At 68.1% G+C, this 25,162-nt stretch carries 22 protein-coding genes; 11 read left to right on the top strand and 11 right to left on the bottom strand.

Going from position 1 to position 25,162, the window contains the following annotated elements:
- Nucleotides 1-5: 5 nt before the first annotated feature.
- Nucleotides 6-755, top strand: a complete 750-nt coding sequence (locus tag U4Y91_RS15280; protein ID WP_321805713.1) for an SDR family oxidoreductase — start codon at nt 6-8, stop codon at nt 753-755.
- A gap of 71 nt (nt 756-826) precedes the next feature.
- On the opposite strand, the gene U4Y91_RS15275 is transcribed toward U4Y91_RS15280, so the two are convergent.
- Entirely contained in the window at nt 827-2,482 is a 1,656-nt protein-coding gene (locus tag U4Y91_RS15275) for a glycoside hydrolase family 32 protein (protein WP_321805712.1), read from the bottom strand.
- Nucleotides 2,483-2,674: 192 nt separating this feature from the next.
- Entirely contained in the window at nt 2,675-4,237 is a 1,563-nt protein-coding gene (locus U4Y91_RS15270; protein ID WP_321805711.1) for a glycoside hydrolase family 68 protein, read from the bottom strand.
- Between the two features lie 168 nt (nt 4,238-4,405).
- Between U4Y91_RS15270 and U4Y91_RS15265 the strand changes: the two genes are divergently transcribed.
- The 5 genes from U4Y91_RS15265 (at nt 4,406) to U4Y91_RS15245 (ending at nt 9,625) form a co-directional block, all read left to right on the top strand.
- On the top strand, nt 4,406-5,440 hold the full coding sequence (locus U4Y91_RS15265) for a substrate-binding domain-containing protein (RefSeq protein ID WP_321805859.1): 1,035 nt from the start codon (nt 4,406-4,408) through the stop codon (nt 5,438-5,440).
- Between the two features lie 416 nt (nt 5,441-5,856).
- Entirely contained in the window at nt 5,857-6,543 is a 687-nt protein-coding gene (locus U4Y91_RS15260; RefSeq protein ID WP_321805710.1) for a type 1 glutamine amidotransferase domain-containing protein, read from the top strand.
- Nucleotides 6,544-6,687: 144 nt separating this feature from the next.
- Nucleotides 6,688-7,797, top strand: coding sequence for an NADH:flavin oxidoreductase/NADH oxidase (locus U4Y91_RS15255; RefSeq protein WP_321805709.1), 1,110 nt, complete (start codon nt 6,688-6,690; stop codon nt 7,795-7,797).
- Nucleotides 7,798-7,956: 159 nt separating this feature from the next.
- On the top strand, nt 7,957-9,027 hold the full coding sequence (locus tag U4Y91_RS15250) for an AI-2E family transporter (RefSeq protein WP_321805708.1): 1,071 nt from the start codon (nt 7,957-7,959) through the stop codon (nt 9,025-9,027).
- Between the two features lie 223 nt (nt 9,028-9,250).
- Entirely contained in the window at nt 9,251-9,625 is a 375-nt protein-coding gene (locus U4Y91_RS15245; protein ID WP_321805707.1) for a hypothetical protein, read from the top strand.
- 39 nt (nt 9,626-9,664) lie between these two features.
- Here the strand turns inward: U4Y91_RS15245 and U4Y91_RS15240 are convergent, their stop codons facing one another.
- On the bottom strand, nt 9,665-10,459 hold the full coding sequence (locus U4Y91_RS15240; RefSeq protein ID WP_321805706.1) for an SDR family oxidoreductase: 795 nt from the start codon (nt 10,457-10,459) through the stop codon (nt 9,665-9,667).
- Between the two features lie 161 nt (nt 10,460-10,620).
- On the opposite strand from U4Y91_RS15240, the gene U4Y91_RS15235 reads away from it, so the two are divergent.
- Complete coding sequence (locus U4Y91_RS15235) at nt 10,621-11,469, top strand: AraC family transcriptional regulator (protein WP_321805705.1); 849 nt, start codon at nt 10,621-10,623, stop codon at nt 11,467-11,469.
- Nucleotides 11,470-11,521: 52 nt separating this feature from the next.
- Here U4Y91_RS15235 and U4Y91_RS15230 read toward each other — a convergent pair whose 3' ends face one another.
- The 4 genes from U4Y91_RS15230 to nthA all read right to left on the bottom strand — a co-directional run bounded on the left by U4Y91_RS15230 (nt 11,522) and on the right by nthA (nt 14,872).
- A complete protein-coding gene (locus U4Y91_RS15230; protein ID WP_321805704.1) occupies nt 11,522-12,127 on the bottom strand; it encodes a LysE family translocator in 606 nt (201 codons plus the stop codon).
- 184 nt (nt 12,128-12,311) lie between these two features.
- Entirely contained in the window at nt 12,312-13,574 is a 1,263-nt protein-coding gene (locus U4Y91_RS15225; protein ID WP_321805703.1) for a GTP-binding protein, read from the bottom strand.
- Nucleotides 13,571-14,224: a nitrile hydratase subunit beta gene (gene nthB, locus U4Y91_RS15220; protein ID WP_321805702.1), complete on the bottom strand. Its 654-nt coding sequence runs from the start codon at nt 14,222-14,224 to the stop codon at nt 13,571-13,573. The genes U4Y91_RS15225 and nthB overlap by 4 nt, the downstream gene beginning before the upstream one ends.
- A gap of 48 nt (nt 14,225-14,272) precedes the next feature.
- Entirely contained in the window at nt 14,273-14,872 is a 600-nt protein-coding gene (nthA, locus tag U4Y91_RS15215) for a nitrile hydratase subunit alpha (RefSeq protein WP_321805701.1), read from the bottom strand.
- 512 nt (nt 14,873-15,384) lie between these two features.
- On the opposite strand from nthA, the gene U4Y91_RS15210 reads away from it, so the two are divergent.
- From U4Y91_RS15210 to U4Y91_RS15195, 4 genes are all read left to right on the top strand, one after another.
- Complete coding sequence (locus U4Y91_RS15210; protein ID WP_321805700.1) at nt 15,385-16,281, top strand: transporter; 897 nt, start codon at nt 15,385-15,387, stop codon at nt 16,279-16,281.
- A 95-nt stretch (nt 16,282-16,376) separates the two neighbouring features.
- Complete coding sequence (locus U4Y91_RS15205; RefSeq protein WP_321805699.1) at nt 16,377-17,435, top strand: phenylacetaldoxime dehydratase family protein; 1,059 nt, start codon at nt 16,377-16,379, stop codon at nt 17,433-17,435.
- Nucleotides 17,436-17,489: 54 nt separating this feature from the next.
- Nucleotides 17,490-19,016, top strand: coding sequence for an amidase (locus U4Y91_RS15200; protein ID WP_321805698.1), 1,527 nt, complete (start codon nt 17,490-17,492; stop codon nt 19,014-19,016).
- A gap of 144 nt (nt 19,017-19,160) precedes the next feature.
- On the top strand, nt 19,161-20,198 hold the full coding sequence (locus U4Y91_RS15195; protein WP_321805697.1) for a helix-turn-helix domain-containing protein: 1,038 nt from the start codon (nt 19,161-19,163) through the stop codon (nt 20,196-20,198).
- 73 nt (nt 20,199-20,271) lie between these two features.
- On the opposite strand, the gene U4Y91_RS15190 is transcribed toward U4Y91_RS15195, so the two are convergent.
- The 4 genes from U4Y91_RS15190 to U4Y91_RS15175 are packed head-to-tail and all read right to left on the bottom strand — an operon-like array spanning nt 20,272 to nt 25,153.
- The gene (locus U4Y91_RS15190) at nt 20,272-21,720 is read right to left on the bottom strand and encodes a heavy metal sensor histidine kinase (protein WP_321805696.1); all 1,449 of its coding nucleotides are present in this window, start codon (nt 21,718-21,720) and stop codon (nt 20,272-20,274) included.
- On the bottom strand, nt 21,717-22,412 hold the full coding sequence (locus U4Y91_RS15185; RefSeq protein WP_044843022.1) for a heavy metal response regulator transcription factor: 696 nt from the start codon (nt 22,410-22,412) through the stop codon (nt 21,717-21,719). The genes U4Y91_RS15190 and U4Y91_RS15185 overlap by 4 nt, the downstream gene beginning before the upstream one ends.
- 21 nt (nt 22,413-22,433) lie before the next feature.
- The gene (locus U4Y91_RS15180) at nt 22,434-23,924 is read right to left on the bottom strand and encodes an efflux transporter outer membrane subunit (RefSeq protein WP_321805695.1); all 1,491 of its coding nucleotides are present in this window, start codon (nt 23,922-23,924) and stop codon (nt 22,434-22,436) included.
- On the bottom strand, nt 23,921-25,153 hold the full coding sequence (locus U4Y91_RS15175; protein WP_321805694.1) for an efflux RND transporter periplasmic adaptor subunit: 1,233 nt from the start codon (nt 25,151-25,153) through the stop codon (nt 23,921-23,923). Before U4Y91_RS15175 ends, U4Y91_RS15180 begins: the two co-directional genes overlap by 4 nt.
- Nucleotides 25,154-25,162: the final 9 nt, after the last annotated feature.

The raw sequence follows: 25,162 nt of genomic DNA, 5'->3' as shown, positions 1-25,162 counted from the left end.
ACATCATGCAACGCTTCGAAGGAAAAACGGTCCTCGTCACGGGCGGCAACAGCGGCATCGGCCTGGCGGCCGCACGGGCATTCGCGGCCGAAGGCGCGCGGGTCATCATCACCGGTCGCGACGAGCAGACGCTTGCCGCCGCGCGCGAGTCGCTCGGCGACGGCGCGCTCGCGATCCGCAACGAGGCCGGCAGCGTCGCGTCGGCGCGGGCGCTGGCGGACGCGATCGCGGCCTCCGGTGCGCGCCTCGACGCCGTGTTCATCAACGCGGGCGTCGCCAAACTCGCGCCGTTCGCGGATATCGACGAGGCGTTGTGGGACCTCGTGTTCGACACGAACGTGAAGGGCGCGTATTTCCAGATCCAGGCGCTCGTCCCGCTGCTGAACCGCGGCGCGTCGATCGTGATCAACGGCTCGATCAACGCGCACATCGGGATGCCGGGTTCGTCCGTGTATGCGGCGAGCAAGGCGGCCGTCAATTCGTTCGCGAAGACGCTGTCGACGGAACTGCTGCCGCACGGCGTGCGGGTGAACGTGGTGAGCCCCGGGCCGGTCCAGACGCCGCTGTACGGCAAGCTCGGCCTCGATGCGGCGACGCTCGACGAGACGGCCGACAAGATCAGGGGGCTCGTCCCGATCGGCCGGTTCGGCACGCCGGACGAAATCGCGTCGACGGTGCTGCACCTGAGCGCGCCCGAGTCGGCGTTCATCGTCGGCGCGGAAATCATCGCGTCGGGCGGGATGGGCTTGCTTTGAGCGTAGAACCGGCGGGGCTGCACGGCCTGACGCGAGGTCAGGCGGTGCAGCCCCGCCGTACAATCGCATCGCTAGCGCGATGCACAGGCGTCACGGACGTCGCCGGCCTGATCGCGTCCGTGGAGCTGCGTGACCGTCAACCCCGAAAACGTCGCGCTCCCGTGCTCGGCGAACACGGCGACGCGGTCCGCATCGGGCGGCGGGAAGATCAGGTCCGTCAGTGCGACGTGGCCGCCGTTCGCGAACACCTCGACCGAACCGCGATCGACGACGATTTCGAGCCGCAGTTGCCCGTGCTCGAGCGGCAGATCGACGATGTGCTCGCGGCTGAACGTGCCCGCGAAATCCGTGGCGCCGGAGCGCGAGCGGTCGAGCGTCAGCGTGCGCTTTGCCGTGTCGTACACGATCCGGGTGCCGATCGAGCCATCCGCGGAGCCCCGCACGATCAAACCCGCGCGGGCCGCGCGGCGCGGCGCGATCGTCACCGTGATGCGCTGGACGGTGCCGCGCGTGGCGTCCGACAGCGCGCGCGTGGCGGACTCGACGTTCAGGTTGCCTTCATGCACGGCGGGCCGCCCGTCGGCCCACGCATCGAACGCGGCGGCCGGCGTCACGACGAGCGTCGGTTCGCCGCCGATCGTCTTCAACGCGAGTTCGCGCGGCACCGTCGTCGCGCCGCGCCAGGGCGCCGTCGGCGCTTTCGCCGCGTAGTCCCAGTTGCTCATCCATGCAATCGCGACAGGGCGCGCGCCCGGCGCGCCGGAGAACGTGCCGGCCGCATAGAAGTCGGCGCCGTGATCGACCCAGCGGAATCGCGCGGGATCGGAACCGGCCGGTGCGACCCGATCGGGGACGAACGTGCGGCCGTCGAAGTCGCCGACGAAATACATCGCGCCGGAACCGCCGGCGATCGACCACGGGTTGACGTTGACGATCATGACCCACTTGATGTGCCGCGGATCGTCGTCGACGGGCAGCGGCACGAGGTCGGGCATTTCCCACAACACGCCCGCATGCGGCACGTCCGGCAGCGTGAAATCGCTCAGGAACGACCAGTGGATCAGGTCGTCGGAGCGATAGAGCTTCACGACCTGCGCATCGGCGACGACGGTCGTCATCAGCCAGTAGCGTCCCGGCGCGTACCACGACACCTTCGGGTCGCGGAACTGCTTCGATTCCGGATCGAGCGTGAGCACCGGATTGCGCGCGTAGGGCCGCCACGTCGCGCCGTGGTCGAGGCTGTACGCGAGCGACTGCGCCTGCGTGCCGGGTGCGTGACCCGAGCCGTCCTTGTAGACGCTCGTGTAAAGCGCAACCAGTGGCGTCTCGCCCGGCGCGCCGAGTCCGGACGTATTGTGCGTATCGGCGACGATCGAGCCGGAGAAGATTTCCTCTGTCGCGTTCGCGCGCATCGCGACCGGCTGCTCGCGCCAGTGGACGAGGTCGGTGCTGGTCGCATGGCCCCACGACATGTTGCCCCAGTCGTGGCCGAGCGGGTTGTATTGGTAGAACAGGTGATAGCGGCCGTTCTCGTACACGAGGCCGTTCGGATCGTTCATCCAGTTGCGTTGCGGCGTGTAATGCACGGCCGGTCGCCATTGTGGCGTGCCGTTTTCGGGCGGCGTGCCGCAGGGCGCGGCGGTGGCGTGCGTGCAGGCCGCGCTTGCCGCACATGCGAACAGCAGCCGGGCGATCCGGCGGGAAAAGCGAAAAAACGTCGAATTCATGCGGGGTTCCGTGCTTCGGCGCGCGAAGCGGGGAAGGAAGGCGCATGCCGCTTGCGACGGCGGCATGCGCGATTCTGCGAAGAAGGGAGGCGGCGCGCACGCGACACGCGTGACGCGCGCCGCCTCGACGCGGGCGGGCGGTGCCCGCCGCGTCCGTAGCGGCCCCGTTACGGACGGGTGCCCGGGTTGCCGTTAGTGACCGGCGCCCGTTGCCGGCAGGTTCGCCGGGATGTCGCCGTAACCGCCGAGGCCGCCACGTCCGTACGTGCGGTCGACCGCCGTCGACGTGCCGTTGATGTTGACCTTCACCGTCGGCGCGAGCGTGCCGCCGCGACGCGGGCCGATCGCATCGATGAACGACTCGACGAGCCCGCCCGGCATCACGAAGTGCGAATACGACTGGAATTCGCGCGGGTTCTGGTTCGGGTCCTGCGAATACGGCGCGCCGGCCGGTGCGGAGAAGTCGGTCGGGTTGCCGAGCACGAGGCCGCTGCCGCCGTTCAGCGGCAGGAAGTCGCTGCGGATGCCGTTGCCGACGAAGCCGTAGACGCCGTCCGGCCCGTCGACGCCCGCGGCCATCGTCGTGCGGTGGCTGATCGTGAACAGGTAGTACTTGCCGTCCTTCAGATAGATCTGCGGGCGTTCGGTCTGGTCGTCGACGCAGTTCGCCGACAGGATCGGCGGCAGGAACTTCCATTCGGTCAGTTGCGGGTTCGTCGCGACCGCCAGGCCGACGTTTGCCTTTTGATACACTGCGCCCGAGTTCATCACGGCGTTGAGGTCTTCGCGGTACGGATCGTTCGGCGCGTAGCCGAGGTCGGCCTCGGTGCAGGTCCGGGCGCCGCGCTGGCCGCCCGTGTTGCCTTCGAACACCATGTAGGTCTTGCCCGGATGCGCGGGGTCGGTGAACACGAACGGATCGCGGAACGAGAAGTAGGTGTTCTGCTGGCCGCTCTGGTAGTAGTTGCCGTCCGGCTGCAGCAGCGCCTTGTGATCGTCGAAGCCGCTGAACCAGACATGCTTGTCGTCGGCATGGATATGACCGTCGGCGCGCGTGATGATCGCCTGCGGCGGCGTGATGTCGGCGCCGCCGGGCGCCGAGCGGTTGAACGACGTCGCGGTGTAGTACAGGTTGACGTTGTCGCCCTGCGTGAGGCGCGCGGAGCCCGACCATTCGGCGTTGTTGGTCATCGGCGACGTGCCGAACACCTTGGCGCTCGCACCGTCCGGGAACAGGTGGCCGCCCCAGGTCCAGCCGCCGTTCGCGGGCCGCTGCGACGCGGGAATGCCGGCACGGCGGTAGAAGAAGCCGATGCGCGCGTGGACGTGACGATCGTCGAACGTGTAGCCGGCATGCGGGTCGGCCGTGAGCGAGAAGATCACCTCCCAGCCCTTGTAGCTGAGCTGGTTCGCGCGCAGGTCGGCCAGCGGCCAGGTATCCCAGACCCACACGTTCGAGTTGATCAGCGGGAAATCCTGCGGGATGTCCGGCATCGTCAGCGCCTGCGGCAGCGAGTTCTTGTCGGCGCCGGCCGTGTGCGACTGCGCGACGATCTGGCGGATGTCCGCGCGGGTCCAGCGCATCGTGAAGTTGCCTTCGGGGTCGTAGGCCTGCTGCGTATGCGGCGTGGGCGCGGGGGCGCCGGTGCTCTGTGCATGCGCGACGGTCGACGCGGACGCGAAGGCGGCCAGTGCCGCGCCAGCGAACAGCAAACGTTTGGCCGCGGTCGCGCGGCAAAAAGGAAAGTAAGTCATGTAGGCGTAGTTTCCGTTGACGGTGAGAAGGAACTGCTGACGGCGATATCGATATCCAAACCGGTTTGGATGCTAATTCAAACCGGTTTGGGCGTCAAAAGATTAATTTTTGACAGTAATAACTACCATTCGGAAATAATTGCTGCACGAGCGGCCCGGCCGAATGGCATGCACAACGCGAGGAGCGACGTGAAGGTGAATCTGAAGGCACTGTCGGATGCGCTCGGGCTGTCGCGCACGACGGTCAGTCGGGCGCTGAACGGCTATGACGACGTGAGCGAGGCGACCCGCGAGCGCGTGATGAAGGCCGCGCGCGAACTCGGTTATGTCGCGGATCCGACCGCGCGGCGGCTGGCGACGGGGCGTGCCGATGCGATCGGCATCGTGTATCCGTTCGGGGCCGGCGATCTGGGCGACCCGCGCTTCGGTGAAGTCGTCGCCGGCATTACCGAGCGGCTCGGCGAGCGCAATCTCGACTTCATCATCGCGGCCGCGCGGCCGAACGCCGAGCTCGACACGTATCGCCGGTTCGTCGACGGCAGGCTCGTCGACGGGCTGATCGTCGCGCGCACGCTGGTCGACGATCCGCGTCTCGCGTACCTGCGTTCGCATGGGTTTCCGTACGTCGCGTATGGCCGCACGCAAGCCGCCGAGCCTTACGCGTGGTTCGATTTCGACAACGAGGCGGGCGCGCGCGATGCGGTGCGGCGCCTGATCGGCTTCGGTCATCGCCGTATCGCGATGATCAGTGCGCCGCTGTCGCTCAATTTCGCGATGCAGCGTCGCGCCGGTTATCTTGCGGCGCTGCGCGAGGCCGGTCTCGCGCCCGATCCGGCATTGCTCGTCGAGTGTCCGTTTACGCGCGACGGCGGGCAGCAGGGCGTCCAGGCGCTGCTCGCCCGGGCCGAACGGCCGACCGCGCTGCTGGTCGACAACAACATCGTGGGCGGCGGCGCGTTCCGGGCGCTGATCGACGGCGGCTTGCAGCTGGGGCGGGACATGTCGCTGATCGTCTACGACGGCGTGCCGCCGGACGTCGCGCATCCGCATCGCGTGACCGCGGTGGTGCAGCCGACCGGACATGCGACCGGGCGTGCGCTCGCGGACCTGATGCTGGCGTTGCTCGCGGACGGCGTTCGCGGCCATCGGCTCGAGATGCCGGTGATCGACGCCGGCGATACGGACGGGCCGCTGCACGGGTAGCCGACGCGGCGTGAACCGGGGGAGCGGGGCGCGATCCGCAACGGACGTTGCGGGACGCGCTCCGTCGCAAAGGCCATGACGGCGGCAGGGGCGAATGCCGGGTTTCTAGACGACCGGTCTAATTCGGCGCTATCATCCAGCCTCATGAATGCGACGTCATTCCTGACCCACGGACGCGAAGTGCCATATCGCGCTGCGATGCTGGCCGTGCAGGTGATGCCGTCGCTTTTTTTCGAGCCGCTTCTAGACGACTGGTCTATTAGGCCCTGGCAATATTTTTGGTACGGAGCCGGCACGTTGACGCACGCCGGCGGCCTAACCGGCAGGCGCGCCGTCGTCGCCGGCATGCGGCGTGCGTCAAACTCGCCGCCGCCGCGACGCGGCCCCGTTCCCCCATTTCGAAGGAGTGTCCGATCATGAAGATTCTGGTTGTCCTGACCTCGCACGACACGCTCGGCGACACCGGCAAGAAAACCGGCTTCTGGCTCGAGGAACTGGCCGCGCCGTATTACACGTTCAAGGATGCGGGCGTCGAGTTGACGCTCGCGTCGCCGAAGGGCGGCCAGCCGCCGCTCGATCCGAAAAGCAGCGATCCGGCCGCGCAGACCGACGCGACGCGCCGCTTCGACGCGGATCCGGCGGCCAAGGCCGAACTCGCCGCCACGCGCAAGCTGGCCGAGGTGTCGGTCGACGATTACGACGCGGTGTTCTATCCGGGCGGGCATGGCCCGCTGTGGGATCTCGCCGAGGACCTGCATTCGATCGGCCTGATCGAGCGCGCGCTGGCGGCCGGCAAGCCGGTCGCGGCCGTGTGCCACGCGCCGGGCGTGCTGCGCCACGTGAAGGACCCGAAGACCGGCGAGTCGGTCGTGCGCGGCAAGCATGTGACGGGCTTCACCAACAGCGAGGAAGCGGCCGTCGAGCTGACGGAAGTGGTGCCGTTCCTCGTCGAGGACATGCTGAAGACCAACGGTGCGCAGTTCGAGCGCAGCGCCGACTGGGCGCCGCATGTCGTCACCGACGGGCTGCTGATCACGGGGCAGAACCCCGCGTCGTCGGAGCCCGCAGCCGAGGCGCTGCTCGCGAAGCTCGGCCGTCAGTAAGCCGGCCTGGCGCCGGCATGACCGGCGCCGGATGGTTTCCGTCGTCGGGCGCGACCGTCCCGGCGACGGCCCGCATCGTTCCGCCGTGCGCACCGCGCGGCGGCTCATCCCGTCGTTTCGCAGAACCAAGCAAAGGAGTGGTGGATGTCTGCCCTGTTCGAACCGTTCAAACTCAAGGATGTCACGCTGCGCAACCGCATCGCGGTGCCGCCGATGTGCCAGTACGTCGCCGAAGACGGCGTCGTCAACGACTGGCATCACGTGCATCTGGCCGGCATCGCGCGCGGCGGCGCGGGCCTCGTGATCGCGGAGGCGACGGCCGTGTCGCCGGAAGGCCGCATCACGCCGGGCTGTGCCGGGCTGTGGACCGATGCGCAGGCCGAGGCGTTCGCGCCGTCGGTCGCGGCGATCAAGGCGGCCGGCGCGGTGCCCGGCATCCAGATCGCGCATGCGGGCCGCAAGGCGAGCGCGAACCGTCCGTGGGAAGGCGACGACCACATCGCCGACGGCAATCCGCATGGCTGGCAGACCATCGCACCGTCGGCGGTGCCGTTCGGCGCGCACCTGCCGAAGACGCCGCGGGCGATGACGCACGACGACATCGCCCGCGTGCAGGCCGACTTCGTCGCGTCGGCGAAGCGCGCCCGCGACCTCGGCTTCGAATGGCTCGAACTGCACTTCGCGCACGGCTACCTCGGCCAGAGCTTCTTCTCCGTGCATTCGAACCAGCGCGACGACGAGTACGGCGGTTCGGCGGAAAACCGCGGCCGTTTCCTCGTCGACACGCTGAAGGCCGTCCGCCAGGTCTGGCCGGAGCACCTGCCGCTGACCGCGCGTCTCGGCGTGATCGAATACGACGGGCGCGATGAAGCAACGCTCGCCGAATCGATCGCGCTCACGCAGCGGATGAAGCAGGAAGGCCTCGACATGCTGAGCGTGTCGGTCGGCTTCTCGACGCCCGACGCGCGCATTCCGTGGGGCCCGGCGTTCCTCGCGCCGATCGCGGAACGCGTGCGCCGCGAGGCCGGCTTGCCGGTGTCGTCCGCCTGGGGGATCGACACCCCGCAACTGGCCGAGCGCGTCGTCGCCGAGCAGCAGCTCGATCTCGTGATGGTCGGCCGCGCGCATCTTGCCGATCCGCACTGGCCGTACTACGCGGCCAAGCAGCTCGGGGTCGAGCGGCCGTCGTGGACGCTGCCCGCGCCGTACGCGCACTGGCTCGAACGCTACCGCGTCGCCGACAAGGTGGCCTGAGCACGCGTTGCACCGCGCGGCGGTGCGGCGTTCGCGGCACGCATTTGACGATGCTTGGCAGTGCGTGCGCATGCCGTTGCGGCGTCGATGGATAGAATGGCGGTTCGTACAGGCTTGCGGCCTGCACGACCGCCATTTTTTCATTTCGACCGAGGTGCCATGCGCGCACATGTCTCGCCTTCCCAGGATTCCGCCACGCGGCCGCGTGCCCAGCAGATCGCCCGCGCCGTGCTGTATGCGGCGCTGCTGGTGCTCGCGCTGTGGGTGATCCGCGATTTCCTGCCCGCCATCGCGTGGGCCTGCGTGATCGCGATCGCGTTGTGGCCGCTGCTGAAACGCTTCGAATCCGACCGCTGGTTTCGCGACCGGCCGACCCTGATCGCGACCGTGATTACCGCGGGCGTGTCGCTGCTGGTCGTGCTGCCGGTCGCGATCGCGCTGGGGCAGGCGATCTCGCAGGCGCACGACCTGCGCATCTGGCTGCATTCGATCCAGGACAACGGCATTCCGCTGCCGGACGTCGTCAGCCGGTTGCCATACGGTGCCGCGCAGGTCACCGAGTGGTGGCAGGCCAATCTCGGTCATCCGCTGCACGCGGGCAGCGCGATGCATGGCGCGAGCGGCGAGAAGTTCATCGCGTTCGGCCGGCAGTTCGGCACGAAGCTCGCGCATGCGCTGTTCGAGTTCGGCTTCATGCTGGTCACGCTGTTCGTGATCATGCGGGCCGGCCACAAGCTGTCGGGCGCGTTGCTGCAGGGCGCGCGGCGCGCGTTCGGCCGCGGCGGCGCGGATCTGATCGAACGGATGGTCGCGGCCGTGTACGGCACGGTGACGGGGCTGGTCGTCGTCGGGCTGGGCGAGGGCGCCATTCTCGGCGTCGCGTATGCGCTCGCCGGGGTTCCGCACGCGGCGCTGCTCGGCCTCGTCACGGCCGTCGCCGCGATGCTGCCGTTCTGCGCGCCGATCGTGTTCTGCGGCGCGGCGCTCTGGCTGTTCGTGCAGGGCGCGACCGCGTGGGCCGTCGTGGTGCTGGTGCTCGGCTTCGTGGTCGTGTTCGTCGCCGAGCATTTCGTGCGGCCGGTGCTGATCGGCAGCTCGACCCGCCTGCCGTTCCTGCTCGTGCTGTTCGGCATCCTCGGCGGGGCCGAGACGTTCGGGCTGATCGGGCTGTTCGTCGGCCCCGCGCTGATGACGGTGCTGACGATGCTGTGGGCGGAATGGGTCGCTTGACGATGCCGCCCGTCGCGCCGATTCGAAGCATCGACGTCAGGGGGCGAGCGGGTGCGCGAACGCGCCCGGCACGGCAACGATTCGTGACGCTCGGGCATGCGCCGGACGGCGTCGGGCAGGGCGTCGGACACAAGTCTCTACATTTCTTTTCGATCCGGACCCAAAGGTCGAGTAGCATGGGGCTTTCGATCACGCCGGCATGGCGCAGCAGATTTCACCAAGCATGCGATTGATTTCGATGTCCCGCCCCGCAGCGACGCTGTCCCTGGCCGCCAGCTGCCTGATGCTGCACGGTTGCGCGTGGTTCGACTCGTGGCTGCCGTTCTCGTATTCGCGCACGCCGCTGGCGAGGGCCGCGTCGCGGCACGGCGCGACGCGCGCCGACGTCGTCCGTGCCGGCGGCAATCCGCGCAGCGTGTGGATGGTCCGCAACGGCAGCGGCGTCTGCTACAACTACTTCATCGAGCACGGCAACGATCACCGGACTTTCTTCGTCGTGTTCGACAAGGCCGGTGCCGTCACGCAACACGGCTTCGATACCTGCATGGACGCCGATCGCAAGGGCACGCTTCAGTCGGACAAGGCCGCCTCGCGCTAGCGCGGCCGCCCTGCGCCGCGCGAGCGTGTCACGCAGTCGTCACGCTATCGTGTCGACCACGCCGCCGTCGACGCGCAACGCCGCGCCCGTCGTCGCCGAGGCCTGCGGCGAGCACACGTACACGACCAGGTTCGCGACTTCCTCCGTCGTCGCCGGCCGCTGGATGATCGAGCTCGCGCGCTCGCTGCGCACGAAATCCACCGCGACGTCGTCGATGCTGCGGCCCGTGGCGTCGGCCGTTTCCTTCAGCAGCGCCCGCACGCCTTCCGACATCGTCGGCCCCGGCAGCACCGAATTGACCGTCACGCGGGTCCCGGCCGCGAGTTTCGCGAGGCCGCGCGCGATCGCGAGCTGCGCGGTTTTCGTGAACCCGTAGTGAATCATGTCGACCGGGATGTTCAGCCCCGACTCCGACGAAATGAACACGATGCGGCCCGTGTTGCGCGCGAGCATCCCCTTCAGGTAGTGCCGCGCGAGACGCACGCCCGACATCACGTTCATCTGGAAGTATTGGGCCCATTCGTCGTCGTCGATGTCGAAGAACGCCTTCAGCCCGTAGATGCCCGCGTTGTTGACGAGGATGTCGGCCTCCGGCGTGTGCTGCGTGATGCGCGCGACGCCGGCGGCGTCGGACAGGTCGGCGGCGATGCCGTCGATGTCCGCGCCGGGTGCCGCGGTGCGCAGCTGCGCGAGCGCGGCATCGACCGACTTGTCGCTGCGTCCGTTGACGACGACGCGTGCGCCCGCCTGCGCGAGCCCTTCGGCGATCGCCAGCCCGATGCCGGCGGTGGAAGCGGTGACGACCGCGGTCTTGCCTGTCAGATCGATGTGCATGAGTGTACCGGTTGGAAGATGGAACGGAACCCGCCGGGCGTGCCGCGGCGGCCGGAATTCAAAGCTTAGGCGATCCGGCGGCGAAGCGTCGGGTCGCGGTTGCATCGCGCCGCGCAGTCTTGTACGGTGTGCGTTCGCCGTTCGATCCGGGAGCCCGTCGCGTGAGCCGTTCCGCCAACCCCTTCGCCATGCCGTCGCCGTTCTGGCGCGACGCCGCGCTGCCGTTCATCGAGGCGCGCACCGTCGACGACGGGCGGACGATCTGCTACGCGAAGCACACGCACGACACGTTTTCGCTCGGCGCGATCGTCGGCGGCACGAGCACCTACCTGAACGGCGCGACGAAGGCGCACGTCGGGCGGGGCGTGCTCGTGATCATCGATCCGGAGCAGGTGCATGCGTGCAATCCGTACGGCCCCGACGCATGGGCGTACCGGATGGTCTACGTGGACGTGCCGTGGCTCACCCGCCTGCAGCATTCGCTCGGGCGCGACCCGAACCGCGATTTTCACGGCTTTTCGCCGAAGTTGACGGAACGGCGCGACCTGTTCGCACAGTTCGGCGGCTTTTACCGCACGCTCGTGGCGCCCGGCGTCGATCCGCTCGGCAAGGAGAGCGCGGCGGTCGAGTTCTTCACACGGCTGCACGGCGCGCTCGATCGCGAACTGCCCGACGCCGCTCGGCGCGGGGCCGACAACGCGAAGCTCGCGCGCGCGGCCGACTACATCGCCGCGCATTGCCGTCAGGCCGTCACGCTCGATGCGATCTGCGCGGCCGCCGACTTGTCGCCGTCCTACCTGATCCGCGCGTTCAACGCCCGCTACGGGATGACGCCGCATGCGTTCCTGATCGACCGCCGCGTGCAGTACGGGCGGGCCGAGTTGCGCCGCGGCCGGCCGATCGCCGACGTCGCGCTCGATGCGGGCTTCGCGGACCAGGCGCATTTCCAGCGCGCATTCCGGCGCATCGCGGCCGCCACGCCGGGGCAATATCGAAGCGCCGCGAGCTGACCGGCGAACGGTGGGGCGGTGCCGGCGCCGTGACCACGCACCGAAGACGGCGCTAAACGTCGAGCAGATAAAGCGCGCTGCCCGCGAGCAGCAGCGCCATCGCGCGGTTGAACAGCCGCATCCGCCGCGCATTCGCGAGCCGGTGCCGCAGCGACGCACCCGCATACGCCCAGCACGCGATCGACGCAAAGCAGATCACCAGATACAACGCCGCGAATTGCCACACCTGCGCGGGCTCGCCGTCGGCCGCATACGCGCCCATCGCAGCCACGCACGCGAGCCACGCCTTCGGATTCAGCCATTGCATCGCCGCGCCGGCCGCCGCCGACGGGCCGGCGACGTTCGGCGCAGCCGGATCGTCCGGATCGGCCGACAGCCGGCCGTCGTCGAGCGCGAGCCGCAGCGCGAGGTAAAGCAGGAACGCGATTCCCGACCATTGGGTGACGGTGGTCAGCATCGGCCAGCGCGCGAGCGCCGCGTGCAGCCCGAGGCCGATCAGCAGGAACAGCGCGACGAAGCCGAGCGTCGCGCCGGCCGCATAGCGCAGGCTCGCGCCAAGGCCGTGGCGCGCGCCCGCGCTGAGCGCGACGATGTTGACGGGACCGGGCGTGATCGACGACGCCAGCGCGAACGCGGCCATCGAAACCAGCATGCTCATTGATTGCCTCCATGCGAATGTCAAAGTCGCATCGAGACTAAAGAAGCCGCGCGTGTCCGTATTGAAGAAAACTGCCCTCGGCGGCGCTGTCGGGATTCACGTCGCGCTGAACCGGGCGCAGCGCTCACCGGCGACCGAAAGCCGCTGGACGCAGGCGTTGCAGCCGACGTCATCGAGTCTCGCGTCACGGACGGGCGGTGGTCGCGAGCGCGTCGAACGCGTCGGCTTCCGGAAGCTGCAGCCATGACTCCGGGCCTGCGTCGATTTCTTCGACCGTCAGCAGACACGCATCGAGTTCGCGACGCAACCGGACGTGATCGATCGACTGCCCGATGAACACGATTTCCTGCCGGCAATCACCGGTCGGCTCTTGCCATTTTTGCAGCACGCCATCGCGACGATAGTCGTCGTGCGGCCAGTCCGAGCGAGAAACGAATCGCCACCATCGCCCGACGTAACCCCACTGGAACGCTCCGCCCGTCTGCACGAGCATGGCGATGTCGGCATATCGGTGCGCAGCCCAGAGATATCCCTTGCAGCGCAGCAGTCGGCCGTTGGTCCAGGGGCGACGCAGCAACGCGAGCAGGCGCGCCGGATGAAACGGCGCACGTTCGCGATAGGTCCACGACGCGATCCCGTACGCATCCGATTCCGAGGGGCGCTCGTCGACCTGCATGCGTTGCATCCATCCCGGCGATTCGACGAGCGCCGGGAGATCGAAGCGCCGCGTATCCAGGACGTCCGACGGATCGACCTTGCCGTGCTGCATCGGCAGGATTCGCGCAGAGGGATTCAGTGACGCCAGAATGGCGCGCAGCCGGTCGAAACCCGCATGGCCGATCCGGTCGAGTCGGCTCACGAGAATCACGTTCGCGTATTCGACTTGTTCGATCAGCAGATCCGACAGCTTGCGCGGCGGACCGGAATCGCTGCCGTTCGCGAGCGTGGCGTCGCGCGTGACCGGTTCGGCCGACGCGATCATGTCCTCGAACGTCTCGCCGTTGACCACCGTGACGAGCGTGTCCAGCCGCGCGAGCTCGCTGAGGCTGAAACCGTCCCGGTCGAGAAACGCGAACGTCTCCGCAACCGGCATCGGCTCCGAGATGCCGGTCGACTCGATCAGCAGATAATCGAAGCGACGCTGCCGCGCCAGCGTGCTGATCTGCTCGAGCAGATCGGCGCGCAGCGTGCAGCAGATGCAGCCGTTGCTCATTTCGACCAGTTCGTCCTCGCCGCGATGCAGCTCGACGTTGCGCCGCACATCGTCGGCATCGACGTTCACTTCGCTCATGTCGTTGACGATCACGGCGACCTTCAGGCCGGCGCGGTTGCGCAGGATGTGGTTCAGCAACGTCGTCTTCCCGGCGCCGAGGAAGCCGGACAGCACGGTGACCGGAATCCTCGGCGGCGCGGCGGCCGGCGCTCGCCGATTGCCCGGCGTCGTCATGCGTTCTGCCCGGACGCGCGATCCAGGTAGCCTTCGAACAGGTCGACCACGACGTAGCCGTCGTCGGCGGCGTCGCCCCATAGATCCTTCACGCGGAACTCGACATGATAGGTCGGCTGATGCGCGGCGCCGGTGTCGCCGTGGCCGATCGCGTCCGGGAATGGCCACGATTCGGTCGTCCGGTGCAGCACGATGCCTTCCTTGCCGCGAACGTAGCCCGGCGCGCGGATGTGTCCGCTGATGTATTCGTCGCGAACGACGACGCGATCGCCGACCTCGAACCGCGTGGAGTCGGGTGGGGCCGTCCGGCCGCCGGATCCCGGCGGGTTCGCGAGCCGGAAATGCGAACCGAGCGCGCGGTCGAGTTCATCCTGCGTGAGCACGCCGGTTTCGACGAGCAAGGTTGCGGTCGCGATCACGTAGCGCTCGTAGTAGCGCGTGCCGACGTGCTGGCGCACGTCGATGCGCTCGACTGCGTGACGTACCTCGTCGACGCTGAATTTTTTCAGTTGGTCCACGCCGACGAACATCAGGCTGTACGCGAGATGCTCCCAGTCTTCCTTGAAGACCGGCTTGTAGTCGAGACTGTTGATCGTGTGCGGCACCGGGCCGAAACCCTGGAATCCGCCGAGGTCGTGAAAGCCGTCCATATGATGTGATCTCCGAGATGAAGGTCGAGAGCGAAAACGGGGTGCGCGTCAGTGCGCGTGCGGCAGCGCCACGCCGATCAGCACGTCCTTCGTGACGAGCGTGCGCAGTTGTTCCTCGGTCATGTGCTCGCTGCCGGCGGGCCGCACGGGCAGCACGAGATAGCGGCTTTCGGCGGTCGTATCCCAGACCTTCACGACGACGTCGTCGGGCAGGTCGGTGCCGAGCTCCCGCAGCACCGTGCGCCCTTCGCGGACGAGCCGCGCACGATATTCGAAGCCCTTGTACCACTCGGGCGGCAGCCCGAGCACCGGCCAGTTCGTGCATGAGCACAGGCTGCAGACGATCACGTTCTTCAGCGTCGGCGTGTCTTCGAGCGCGACGATGTATTCGCCCTGCGGGCCGGTGTAGCCGAACTGCGCACACGCGGCCGTGCCGTCCTTCAGCAGCAGTTCGCGAAATGCCGGGTCGACCCACGCACGCGCGACGATGCGCGCGCCGTTGGCCGGATCCCACGTCGTGGACATCAGTTCGGTCAGGCCTTCGATATAGCCGTCGGGGATCAGGTTCTTCTCTTTCATCACGCGAAACAGCGCCCAGGCACGTTCGCCGGGCGTCGAGACTGTTTCCGCGGAAGGGGTCGCGCTCATCGTGGGGCTCCTTGTGGTGGTTCGGGTTGACCGCCGCCATGGCGTTGCGACTGCCGTGGCGCGGTGTGGAGGCGTGGTGTCGGTCACGCTCGACGAGCAGGGTAAGAAGAGAAAAAGCGCGGTTCTTTGCCGGCACGGATCGGAAACTGTGCTGAGACGGCCCCGTTGCGCGGCGGGGGCCGACGCGCAACGGATGCACGGCGATTCGCGGCATCGACAGGGCGCCCGGCACGCGACAGCGGCCGCCTGCGCACGTTTTGCGACCGCCGTATGGCACTGGCCGCGGAGGTCCGCCACAGCCAATTTCTTGTTCCGCCGGAAAACAGAAATGCGGATTTTGCCTTTCTATTCTCACCCTCAAGCGACGGCCGTTCGATGTCGCGAATCGCCGGCACTCCCCCGAGCACCGGCGGAACAACAGTCAGCCAGCACCCCGCGATTCCATCGTCCGGCAACGGTTTCCGTTCGTCGTACGTCGAGCGTGGCGGTGTCTGCGCATCCAGGTGAGGAGCATGATGGACAACGTCAACAGAATGAAACTGAAGCGCATCGCGCGCTGGATCGGCTTGTCGCTGATGGTCGTCGCATCGCATTACGCGGGCGCGGTCGAGGTCGATCCCGGCGACTACGAGCAGTATCCGGTCGGCGCGACGATCGGCGTGCTGTACTACAACTATTCAACGACGAACGCGTACTACGCGAACGGCCACCGGACGTCGGATTTCGACCTGCAGTCCAATATCGGCATCGCCCGCCTGCTGCATGTGTTCCAGCTCACCGACAGGCTCACGATCGATCCGCAGGTGTTGCTGCCGTTCGGGCACATCAGCAGCTTCGGCAACGCCGGCACGCTTGGCAGTACGAACGGTGTCGGCGACGTGATCCTGACCGCGCCGTTGAAATTCCGCCTGAACGACGCGAAGGACGTCGTCGCCGCAACGGTCTACGTTTACGCGCCGACCGGGAGTTACGACCAGAACCGCGGTCTCAATCTCGGCGCCAACCGCTGGTCGCTCGATTTCCAGGCGGCCTACATCAAGCACTTTTCGCCGCAGTGGGCGCTCGATCTCGTCGGCGACGCGATCTGGTACGGCAACAACACCTCGTACGGCGCGAGCGGCACGACGCTGCATCAGCGGATGAGCTACAGCGCACAGGCGATGGTGCGTTACATGCCCGATCCCGGCACGTCGCTCGGGATCGGCATCACGCAGCTCTGGGGCGGTGAAACGAGCGTCGGCGGCGCGGACCACAACGACGCGCTTCGCACGACGCGCATGCGGATCACCGCTTCGAAATTCGTGACGAAGGCCGACCAGGTGCAAATCCAGCTCGGCACCGACCTGAGCGTGCGCAACGGCCCGAAGAACAGCGTGCTCGCCGGCCTGCGTTACGCGCACATCTTCTGACAGCCTGAATGCGCCGGGATACAACCGGTGCATGCCGCTCCGTGTCCCCAACGTCGATACCTCGACATCCGATTCCCTTTCCAGAGAGGTCACGCATGGAATCCGCCATCGACAAACACCTGATCTGCCCGCGGACGCTGTCGCGCCGCGTCGCCGACGATTACCAGCCGCCGTTCCCGATGTACGTCGCCCGGGCCGCCGAAGACCTGAGCCAGGTCGTGATGGGCTATTTCGGCGTGCAGTATCGCGGCGCCGACAAGCGCGCCACGGCGCTGGCCGCGTTGCGCCGGATCGTCGCCGATTTCGGTGCGCAGGACGGCCCGAACAACTTCGATCTGACGCAACACACCGACGACCAGGGCTACGAGAACCTGATTGCCGTCGGCTACTGGCGCGATCCGGCCGCGTATGCGCGCTGGATCGCGTCGCCGGCACTCGTCGAATGGTGGGCCTCCGACGCGCGCCTCACGGACGGGATCGGCTACTTCCGGGAAATCGTCGCGCCGCGCGCCGAGCAGTTCGAGACGCTTTACGCATTCACGAGCGATTTCCCGGGCGTCGGCGCGATCATGGACGGCGTCAGCGGCGAGATCGAGGAGCACGGCTACTGGGGATCGATGCGCGACCGGTTCCCGATCTCGCAGACGGACTGGATGCGCGCGGACGGCGAGTTGCGCATCGTCGAGGGCGATCCGGCCCGCGGCGGCCGTGTGGTCGTACTGGCCCACGACAACATCGCGCTGATTCGCTCCGGTCAGGACTGGCGTGCGGCCGAGCACGACGAGCGCCGACTGTATCTCGAGGAGATCGAGCCGACGCTGCGCAGCGGAATGGAATTCCTGCGCGACAACGGCACGGACGTCGGCTGCTACAGCAATCGCTACGTGCGCTCGATCGATCTCGACGGCAACGTGCTCGACGAGAGTTACAACATCGGCCACTGGCGCTCGCTCGACCGCCTCGAGCGCTGGGCCGAATCCCATCCGACGCACCTGCGGATCTTCGTCACGTTCTTCCGCGTCGTCACCGGGCTGTCGAAACTGCGGCTGTATCACGAGGTTTCCGTCTTCGACGCCAGGCATCAGGTCTACGAATACGTGAACTGCCATCCGCGCACCGGGCTGATGCGCGACGCCGTCGCCATCGCCCGCTGAATCCCGCCGCACCGCCGGGGCCGGCGGTGCCGCTTACCGAACTGGAGAACGTCGATGGCCATCAAACGCCCGACCCGCGAACAACTGTCCGACCTTGCAGCCGGTTTCGGCTTTCATGTCGATTCCCGCCAACTCGCCGAATACGACGATGCCCTGCAGGCGAACTTCGACGCGTACGACGCGATCGACGCGCTGCCCGACTATCTGCCCGTCGTCGCGTATCCGCGCACGCCCGGCTACCGTCCGGAAGGCGACGAGAACCGTTACGGCGCGTGGGCGCGCAAGAGCACGATCCACGGCGCCGCCGACGGCAAGCTGCGCGGCAAGACGGTGGCCGTGAAAGACAATATCTGCGTCGCCGGCGTGCCGATGCGCAACGGCGCGAGCACGTTCGAGGGCTACGTGCCCGATATCGATGCGACCGTCGTCACGCGGGTGCTCGACGCTGGCGGCACGATCGCCGGCAAGTCGACCTGCGAGTACTACTGCTTTTCCGGCGGCTCGCACACGAGCGCGTCGGGGCCGGTGCACAATCCGCGCAAGGCAGGGCACTCGTCCGGCGGCTCGTCGTCAGGCAGCGGCGCGCTGGTCGCGAGCGGCGAGGTCGACATGGCGCTCGGCAGCGACCAGGGCGGCTCGGTCAGGATCCCGTCCGCCTATTGCGGCGTCTACGGGATGAAGCCGACGCACGGGCTCGTGCCCTACACCGGCGCGATGCCGATCGAGGCGACCGTCGATCATCTCGGGCCGATGACGAGCACCGTGCTCGACAACGCGCTGCTGCTCGATGTCATCGCGGGCGACGACGGGCTCGATCCGCGCCAGCGGGCGTTGCCGCCGCGCACCGACTATCTCGGTGCGATCCGCGACGGCATCGCAGGCCTGCGGATCGGCATTCTGCGCGAGGCGTTCGGGCTCGCGAATGCGGAGAAAGTGGTCGACGAGGCCGTGCTGGTCGCCGCGCACCGGTTGCGCAAGCTGGGCGCGAGCGTCGAAGAAGTGTCGGTGCCGCTCCATGCGGCCGGCACCGCGATCTGGTTGCCGATTGCGGCCGAGGGGGCGACGCAGCAGATGATGAAGGGCAACAGCCACGGTTTCAACTGGGGCGGCCTGTACGTGACCGGCATGATCGATCATCACGCGGGCTGGCGCGAGCGCGCCGATGAGTTGCCGGATACCGTGAAGGTGACGATGCTGCTCGGCGAATATTTCACGAGCCGGTATCGCGGGCGCTACTACGCGAAGTGCCAGAACCTCGCACGGCGCTTGCGATCGGCTTACGACGCGGCGCTGCAGTCGTACGACGTATTGGTGATGCCGACCGTACCGATGCGTGCGTCGAAACTGCCGGAGCCCGGTTGCGCGATGTCCGAGTCGCTGACGCGGGCGTTCGAGATGCTCGCGAATACCGCGCCGTTCGACGTGTCCGGGCATCCGGCCATGTCGCTGCCGTGCGGGGTAGCCGACGATCTGCCGATCGGGCTGCAACTGGTCGGGCGCCGCTTCGACGAGGCGACGCTCTACCGCTGCGCCTATGCGTACGAACAGTCTTCCGACTGGCGTCAGACGACCTTCGCATGACATGCCCGGAGCGGTAGCGCGTCGCCGCCGCGCCGCGTGCCGGTCCGACCGGCCACGCGGCGTACACGGTGATCGATTGGACAATGCGCTTTTGAACGGGCACGCTACCGGCTGCGTGTTTGCTAACCCATGTGGGGCACGACCATGACGATGCGTCCTATCGCGCGCGCAAGCGGCGACTCGCCCGGCCCGGCGTCCGACAGCCCGCCGGATGAGCGGACGAATTCGGCCATCGAGGTGGCGACCGAAGGCTCGCTCAGCCAGCGTATCGAATTCTGGCGCGAGACGATTCTGCGCCTGTTCGCGGACGTGCAGATCGCGGCCGTGCAGAAAGCCGATTTCTTCGGCCAGGTGCGGCAGCGCAAATGCGAAAAGATGCGAATCTCGGAAATCCACGCGAGCGAGCAGGCCGTGATCCGGCGTTATCGGCAGGCGCGCAGCGAGTATGAGGACAAGTATTTCGGCGTATTGATGCTCGAGGGCAGCCAATCGGTCGAGCAGGACGGCAAGATCGTCACGCTGCACCCCGGGGATTTCGCGATCTACGACGCGACACGGCCTCACCACCTGCAGTTCGGCCAGTCGTGGCGCGAGATCGTCGTCAGCATTCCGCGCACGACCCTGAACCAGCTCGTCATCGGGATGGAACACCGCACGGCCAGCCCGACGCAAACCGGCGAGGGCGTCGGCAGCGTCATGCGCGCGTTTCTCGAGCAGATGTCGTCGCAGATCGGTAGCGTGACCGAGGACGAGATGCGGCAGTTGTCGGATACCGCGATCTCGCTGATCGCGATGACGCTCGGGGGCATGCAGCGCAACGACCTCGCGCAGTCGAGGATGAAGGCGTTGACGCTGACGCGTGTGAAGCGGCATCTGCTCGAGCACCTGCACGACCCGGAGCTGAACCCGCTGATGATCGAGCGGTCGATCGGGATTTCGTCGCGGTACATCAACAAGCTGTTCGAGGCCGAGAACACGTCGCTGATGCGTTACGTATGGAACCTGCGGCTCGAACGGTGCGCGCAGGATCTCGTGAATCCGCAATGCGCAGTGCTGCGCGTGTCCGACATCGCGTTGCGCTGGGGATTCAACGACATGTCGCATTTCAGTCGCGTGTTTCGCGAGCGGTTCGCGATGTCGCCGCGGGCGTGGCGCGAACAGGGTAGCAAGCCACGCGCGTGACGCGTCCCGGGCCGCGTCCGTGGCGTGCAAGCGCCGATCGGAAGCGGCTGAACCTCGACAGGCGCGGCCGCCGTCAATGCATCGCGCGCGGCGCGTGCGCCGGCCGCAGCTCGTGCGGGTCGCCGGCGTCGGCCGCGTGCAGCGGGCCGCTGCTTCCCGGTTGCGTCGACACCGAGAAGCCGAACGTGTTGACGCCGCCCGCGCATGCGACGAACACGCTGCCGCCGTGCATCTCCGCGACGGCCTTGACGATCGACAGCCCGAGCCCGTGATTCTCCTTGCTGTTCGCGCGCGCTTCCTCGAGCCGGTAGAAGCGCTCGAACACGTGCGAGCGCTGTACCGGGTCGATCGGCTCGCCGGGGTTGGCGACCGACACGTCGACGAGCGTATCGCGCGGCGCGATCGTCACGTTCAGCGTCGCGCCGGGCGCCGAATGCTGGATCGCGTTGATCAGCAGGTTGGTCATCGCGCGGCGGAACAGCGACGGGTCGACGGCCGCGCGCGCATCGCCGTGCAGTTCGGCGCGCAACTGGGCTTCGTCGAGCGGAATCTCGAGAAAGTCGAGCATGCGCCGCACTTCGTCGGCGAGCGACACGTGCTTCAGGTCGGTCGCGCGTTCGCCGCGATCGCTGCGCGACAGGAACAGCATGTCGTTGATGATCACGCGCAACCGTTCGAATTCCTCGAGGTTCGACTGCAGCGTCTGGCGCATCCGGTCGACCGAGCGGTCTCGGCTCGTCAGTGCGACCTGGGTCTGCCCGATCAGGATGCTGATCGGCGTGCGCAGCTCGTGCGCGACGTCCGCATTGAACGCCTCGAGCCGCGCGTAGGTCTGCTGGATGCGTTCGAGCGCGCCGTTGAACGACGCGGCGAGATCGTGCAGCTCGGTCGGCAGCGCGTCGGTGTGCAGCCGCTGGCGGCGGTCGGTGGCGCTGATGGCCGCGGCGTCCTGCGACATCCGTTCGAGCGGCGCGAGCCCGAAGCGCGCGACCGCGCGGCTCAGCAGCAGCGTGATGACGGTGGCGATCGCGATCAGCGCGGCGAGCGTCCACGCGAAATGGCGCAGCATGCGCTGCGTGCGCTCGCACGACGACGCGACGATCAGCTTCAGGTCGGGGCGCTCGCCGCTGCCCGCGATCGGGACGGTCTTCGTCATCACCTCGTAGCTGCTGTGGTTGAGCGCGTACTGCTGGAACGCGCCGAACGGTTCGCCGACGGGCACGCCGTCGACCGGACGGCCGAAGCGGAAGTCGGCGTCGGGGCTGTCGACCTGGTAGCGCGTCGACCCGTCGGGCGGTTCGAGGTCGGCGAGTTTTTCCTGCATCAGGCGGCCGCGCGCGGCCGTGGTCGCGTGCGACACGATCATCTGCGCAACCTTCGCGCGCGTGTCGATCGTCGCGCGCAGTTCGGCGAGCAGCTGGCGCTCCATCATCACGAACAGCCCGCAGCCGACCAGCGTGAACACGAGCAGCGACACGATGCCGAACATCGCCGACAGACGCAGGGTGATCGAGCGTTTCATGCGTGCCGCTCCGCATCGCCGTCCTCGCGCGCCTCGAGCACGTAGCCCATCCCGCGGATCGTGTGCAGCAGCTTCTCCGCGAACGGGCCGTCGAGCTTCGCGCGCAGGCGCTTGATCGCCGTCTCGACGACGTTCGCGTTGCTGTCGAAGTTCACGTCCCACACGAGTTCGGCGATCGTCGTTTTCGACAGCACCTCGCCGCTGCGCCGCGCGAGCACGCCGAGCAGCTGGAATTCCTGCGCGGTCAGGTCGAGGCGCGTGCCGTCGCGGGTCGCGCGCCGGCCGATCAGGTCGACGCGCAGGTCGCCGATCGAGATCAGCGTCGATTCCTGCACGCGCGCGCGGCGCGTCAGCGCGCGCAGCCGTTCGATCAGCTCGAGGAACGAGAACGGCTTGGTCAGGTAGTCGTCGGCGCCGCCGCGCAGCCCGCGCACGCGGTCGTCGACGCGGTCGCGCGCGGTCAGCATGATCACGGGCGTCTGCTTCTGCGCGCGCAACGCGCGCAGCACGCCGAAGCCGTCGAGCTTCGGCAGCATCACGTCGAGCACGACCACGTCGTAGTCGAATTCGACGGCCTTCCACGCGCCGTCCTCGCCGTCCAGCGCGGTGTCGACGACCCAGCCTTCCTCGCTCAGGCCGCTCTTCAGGTATTCGACGACTTTCGGTTCGTCTTCGACGATCAGGACTTTCATGGGCGGGTCCGCGTAACCGGGTTAGGGGGTGATGCTGGTGGCGGGTTGCGGGCCGGCCGCCGCGACGTCGGTCGGCGCGGCGCCGTCCCAGCCGCCGCCGAGCGCCTTCGCGAGAAACACGACGAGCGCCGCGCGCTGGCCCTGGATCTGCACGGCCTGGCGCTCGCTCGTCAGCAACTGCTGCTGGGCCGTCAGCACGTCGATGAACGGCGTCAGGCCGCCCGCATAGCGGTCCTGCGCGAGCGACACGAGCTTGCGCGCGTCGTCGACGGCCGCCGACGCCTGCTGCGCGGCTTCGGCCAGCACCGACAGGCCCGTCACCGCATTCTGCACTTCCTGGAACGCGGTGAGCACGGTCTGCCGGTAATTGGCCTGCGCGGCGACGTAGCCCGCCTGCGCGAAATCGACGCCGGCCTTCAGCTTGCCGCCTTCGAACAGCGGCTGGCTGACCGACGCGCCGATCGACCACAGCAGCGCCGGCACGGTGAACAGGCCGGAGAAGCGCGTCGCGTCCCAGCCGATGTCCGGCGACAGCGCGATGCGCGGGAAATACGCGGCGCGCGCGACGCCGATCTGTGCGTTCGCCGCGGCCATCGCGCGCTCGGCCGATGCGACGTCGGGCCGGCGCTGCAGCAGGTCGCTCGGCATCCCGGTCGGCAGCGCGGGCGCGTTGATCGGCGCCACGCGCGGCGGCAGCGAGAACGCGGGGGCCGGCGTGCCGACCAGCGTCGCGATCGCCGTCTCGACCTGAGCGCGCTGCTGGATCAGCAACTGCGCCTGAGTGCGCGTCGCGTCGAGCTGCGCGCGCTGCTGCAGCAGGTCGAGGCCGGACACCGCGCCGAGGTCGTGGCGCGCGCTCACGTAGTCGAGCGCCTTTTGCTGCAGGTCGATCGAACGCCTGACGACGTCGATCTCGGTGTCGAGCTCGCGCAGCGCGAAGTAGCTCGATGCGAGATCGGCACTCAGCACCAGGCGCGCGTTCGCGAAATCGTCGCGCGCCTGCTCGGAGCTGGCCTGCGCGGATTCGACGCTGCGCCGCACGCGGCCGAACAGGTCGAGTTCGTAGCTGACGCTCGCGGCGACCTGGATGTCGTTCTGCACGGTCGACGTGCTCTTCGTCGCGTAGTTGGTCTGCGGCCGGTCGGCGGAGATCTTGAAGCGCTGGCCGCTCGCGTTCAGGCCGACGGCCGGATACTGCGCGGACGCGACCGACGCGAGCGTCGCCTTCGCCTGGTCGTAGCGCGCGGCGACGGCCTTCAGGTTCTGGTTGTTGCGCAGCGCGTCGGTTTCGAGCGCGTCGAGCTGCGCGTCGCCGAACGCGCTCCACCACGCCGGGTCGAGCGGCGCACGGGCCGGCGCGGCCGGGTGCCAGTATGCATCCGCCGGGTCGAGCCGCCACGCGGCGGGCGTCTCGACGGCGGGACGGCGGTAGTCGGGGCCGACCGTACAGCCGGCGAGCGTCGCGACCGCGACGACCCCGGCGAGGCGCAGGCAGGCGCGCGGCGCGCTCACGACTGCGCTCCCGCGGTCGCGGAGGCCGGCTTCACGACCGGCGGCGCCTGCACGATCACGGTGTCGCCGTTTGCGAGCGCATCGCTCGGGTTCGCGACGAGGCGGTCGTTCGGCGTGAGCGGGCCGTCGACTTCGAGCGTCTGCCCGATCGTGCGCGCGACCGTCACCGCCTTCAGACGTACCTGGCCGTTCGCGTCGACGGTCGCGACCGTCGGTCCTTCGGCGCGGAACAGCAGCGTGTTGGCCGGAATCTGCAGGCGGCCGACCGGCGTCATCGGCAGCGTCGCCTGCACGTACGCGCCGGGCAGCAACCGCCCGTCCGGATTCGGCAGCGTGATCTCGATCTGCAGCGAGCGCGTCGCGACGTCGATTGCCTGTGACGTGCGCGTGATGGTGCCGTCGAAGGTCTGGCCGGGCAGTTCCGCCTGCGCGACGCTCACGCGCTGGCCGGCCTTCACCTGCTGCGCATAAGCCTGCGGCACCTGCACGTACAGGCGCAGCCGGTCGGCCTGCACGACCGTGAACAGCGCGCGGCCCGCGTTGCCGGAATTGACGAGGTCGCCGACGTCGACGTTGCGCTGCGTGACGATCCCGTCGATCGGCGCGACGATGCGCTGGAAGCCTTTCAGCTCGGTGAGCCGGCGCATGTTCGCATCGGCCGCCGCGAGGTTCGCGGTGCCCTGGTTGAACGCGCCTTGCCGGTCGTCGAGTTCCTGTTGCGACACCGCATCGCGCTGGCGCAGCTGCTGCGCGCGGTCGAACGACGTCTTCGCGAGCGCGAGCGCGGCCTGCGCCTGCTGGCGCTGCGCGGTGGCCTGCGCGAGTTCCTGGTTCAGCTCGGGCGTGTCGAGTTCGGCGAGCAGCTGCCCCTGCTTCACGTGCGCGCCGATGTCGGCCTGCCAGCGCAGCACGTAGCCGCTCGCACGCGCGTAGATCGGCGCTTCGACGAAGCCGCGCAGCGTGCCGGGCAGCGCCAGCTTGCCGCCGGTGGCCGCATCGACCGGATGCACGACGTTCACGTACTGGCGCGTGTTCTGCTCGGCCACCGCGTCGAGGTGATTCCGGTTCAGCACGTTGACGACGATCGTGCGCGCGGCGCCCGCGGCGAGCAGCACGCCGATCACGATCAGGACGATCCGTCCGCGCCGCGACACCGACGTGCGCGTCGGCAGGTGCATGCCGTGTTCGTCCACCTGGATGCCGACGGAGCTGTGATGTTTCTCTTCCATGAATTGACC

Source organism: Burkholderia sp. BCC1993, assembly GCF_905339865.1.
Lineage (GTDB): Bacteria > Pseudomonadota > Gammaproteobacteria > Burkholderiales > Burkholderiaceae > Burkholderia.
Note: the sequence above shows the minus strand (reverse complement) of the source record. Positions and strands in the feature narration are given on the sequence as shown.

Excerpts from the sequence above, each read along its gene's own strand:
- U4Y91_RS15280 (WP_321805713.1), top strand. The coding sequence starts at position 6 with ATGCAACGCTTCGAAGGAAAAACGGTCCTCGTCACGGGCGGCAACAGC.
- U4Y91_RS15275 (WP_321805712.1), bottom strand. The coding sequence starts at position 2,482 with ATGAATTCGACGTTTTTTCGCTTTTCCCGCCGGATCGCCCGGCTGCTG.
- U4Y91_RS15270 (WP_321805711.1), bottom strand. The coding sequence starts at position 4,237 with ATGACTTACTTTCCTTTTTGCCGCGCGACCGCGGCCAAACGTTTGCTG.
- U4Y91_RS15265 (WP_321805859.1), top strand. The coding sequence starts at position 4,406 with ATGCACAACGCGAGGAGCGACGTGAAGGTGAATCTGAAGGCACTGTCG.
- U4Y91_RS15260 (WP_321805710.1), top strand. The coding sequence starts at position 5,857 with ATGAAGATTCTGGTTGTCCTGACCTCGCACGACACGCTCGGCGACACC.
- U4Y91_RS15255 (WP_321805709.1), top strand. The coding sequence starts at position 6,688 with ATGTCTGCCCTGTTCGAACCGTTCAAACTCAAGGATGTCACGCTGCGC.
- U4Y91_RS15250 (WP_321805708.1), top strand. The coding sequence starts at position 7,957 with ATGCGCGCACATGTCTCGCCTTCCCAGGATTCCGCCACGCGGCCGCGT.
- U4Y91_RS15245 (WP_321805707.1), top strand. The coding sequence starts at position 9,251 with ATGCGATTGATTTCGATGTCCCGCCCCGCAGCGACGCTGTCCCTGGCC.
- U4Y91_RS15240 (WP_321805706.1), bottom strand. The coding sequence starts at position 10,459 with ATGCACATCGATCTGACAGGCAAGACCGCGGTCGTCACCGCTTCCACC.
- U4Y91_RS15230 (WP_321805704.1), bottom strand. The coding sequence starts at position 12,127 with ATGAGCATGCTGGTTTCGATGGCCGCGTTCGCGCTGGCGTCGTCGATC.
- U4Y91_RS15225 (WP_321805703.1), bottom strand. The coding sequence starts at position 13,574 with ATGACGACGCCGGGCAATCGGCGAGCGCCGGCCGCCGCGCCGCCGAGG.
- nthB (WP_321805702.1), bottom strand. The coding sequence starts at position 14,224 with ATGGACGGCTTTCACGACCTCGGCGGATTCCAGGGTTTCGGCCCGGTG.
- nthA (WP_321805701.1), bottom strand. The coding sequence starts at position 14,872 with ATGAGCGCGACCCCTTCCGCGGAAACAGTCTCGACGCCCGGCGAACGT.
- U4Y91_RS15210 (WP_321805700.1), top strand. The coding sequence starts at position 15,385 with ATGATGGACAACGTCAACAGAATGAAACTGAAGCGCATCGCGCGCTGG.
- U4Y91_RS15205 (WP_321805699.1), top strand. The coding sequence starts at position 16,377 with ATGGAATCCGCCATCGACAAACACCTGATCTGCCCGCGGACGCTGTCG.
- U4Y91_RS15200 (WP_321805698.1), top strand. The coding sequence starts at position 17,490 with ATGGCCATCAAACGCCCGACCCGCGAACAACTGTCCGACCTTGCAGCC.
- U4Y91_RS15195 (WP_321805697.1), top strand. The coding sequence starts at position 19,161 with ATGACGATGCGTCCTATCGCGCGCGCAAGCGGCGACTCGCCCGGCCCG.
- U4Y91_RS15190 (WP_321805696.1), bottom strand. The coding sequence starts at position 21,720 with ATGAAACGCTCGATCACCCTGCGTCTGTCGGCGATGTTCGGCATCGTG.
- U4Y91_RS15185 (WP_044843022.1), bottom strand. The coding sequence starts at position 22,412 with ATGAAAGTCCTGATCGTCGAAGACGAACCGAAAGTCGTCGAATACCTG.
- U4Y91_RS15175 (WP_321805694.1), bottom strand. The coding sequence starts at position 25,153 with ATGGAAGAGAAACATCACAGCTCCGTCGGCATCCAGGTGGACGAACAC.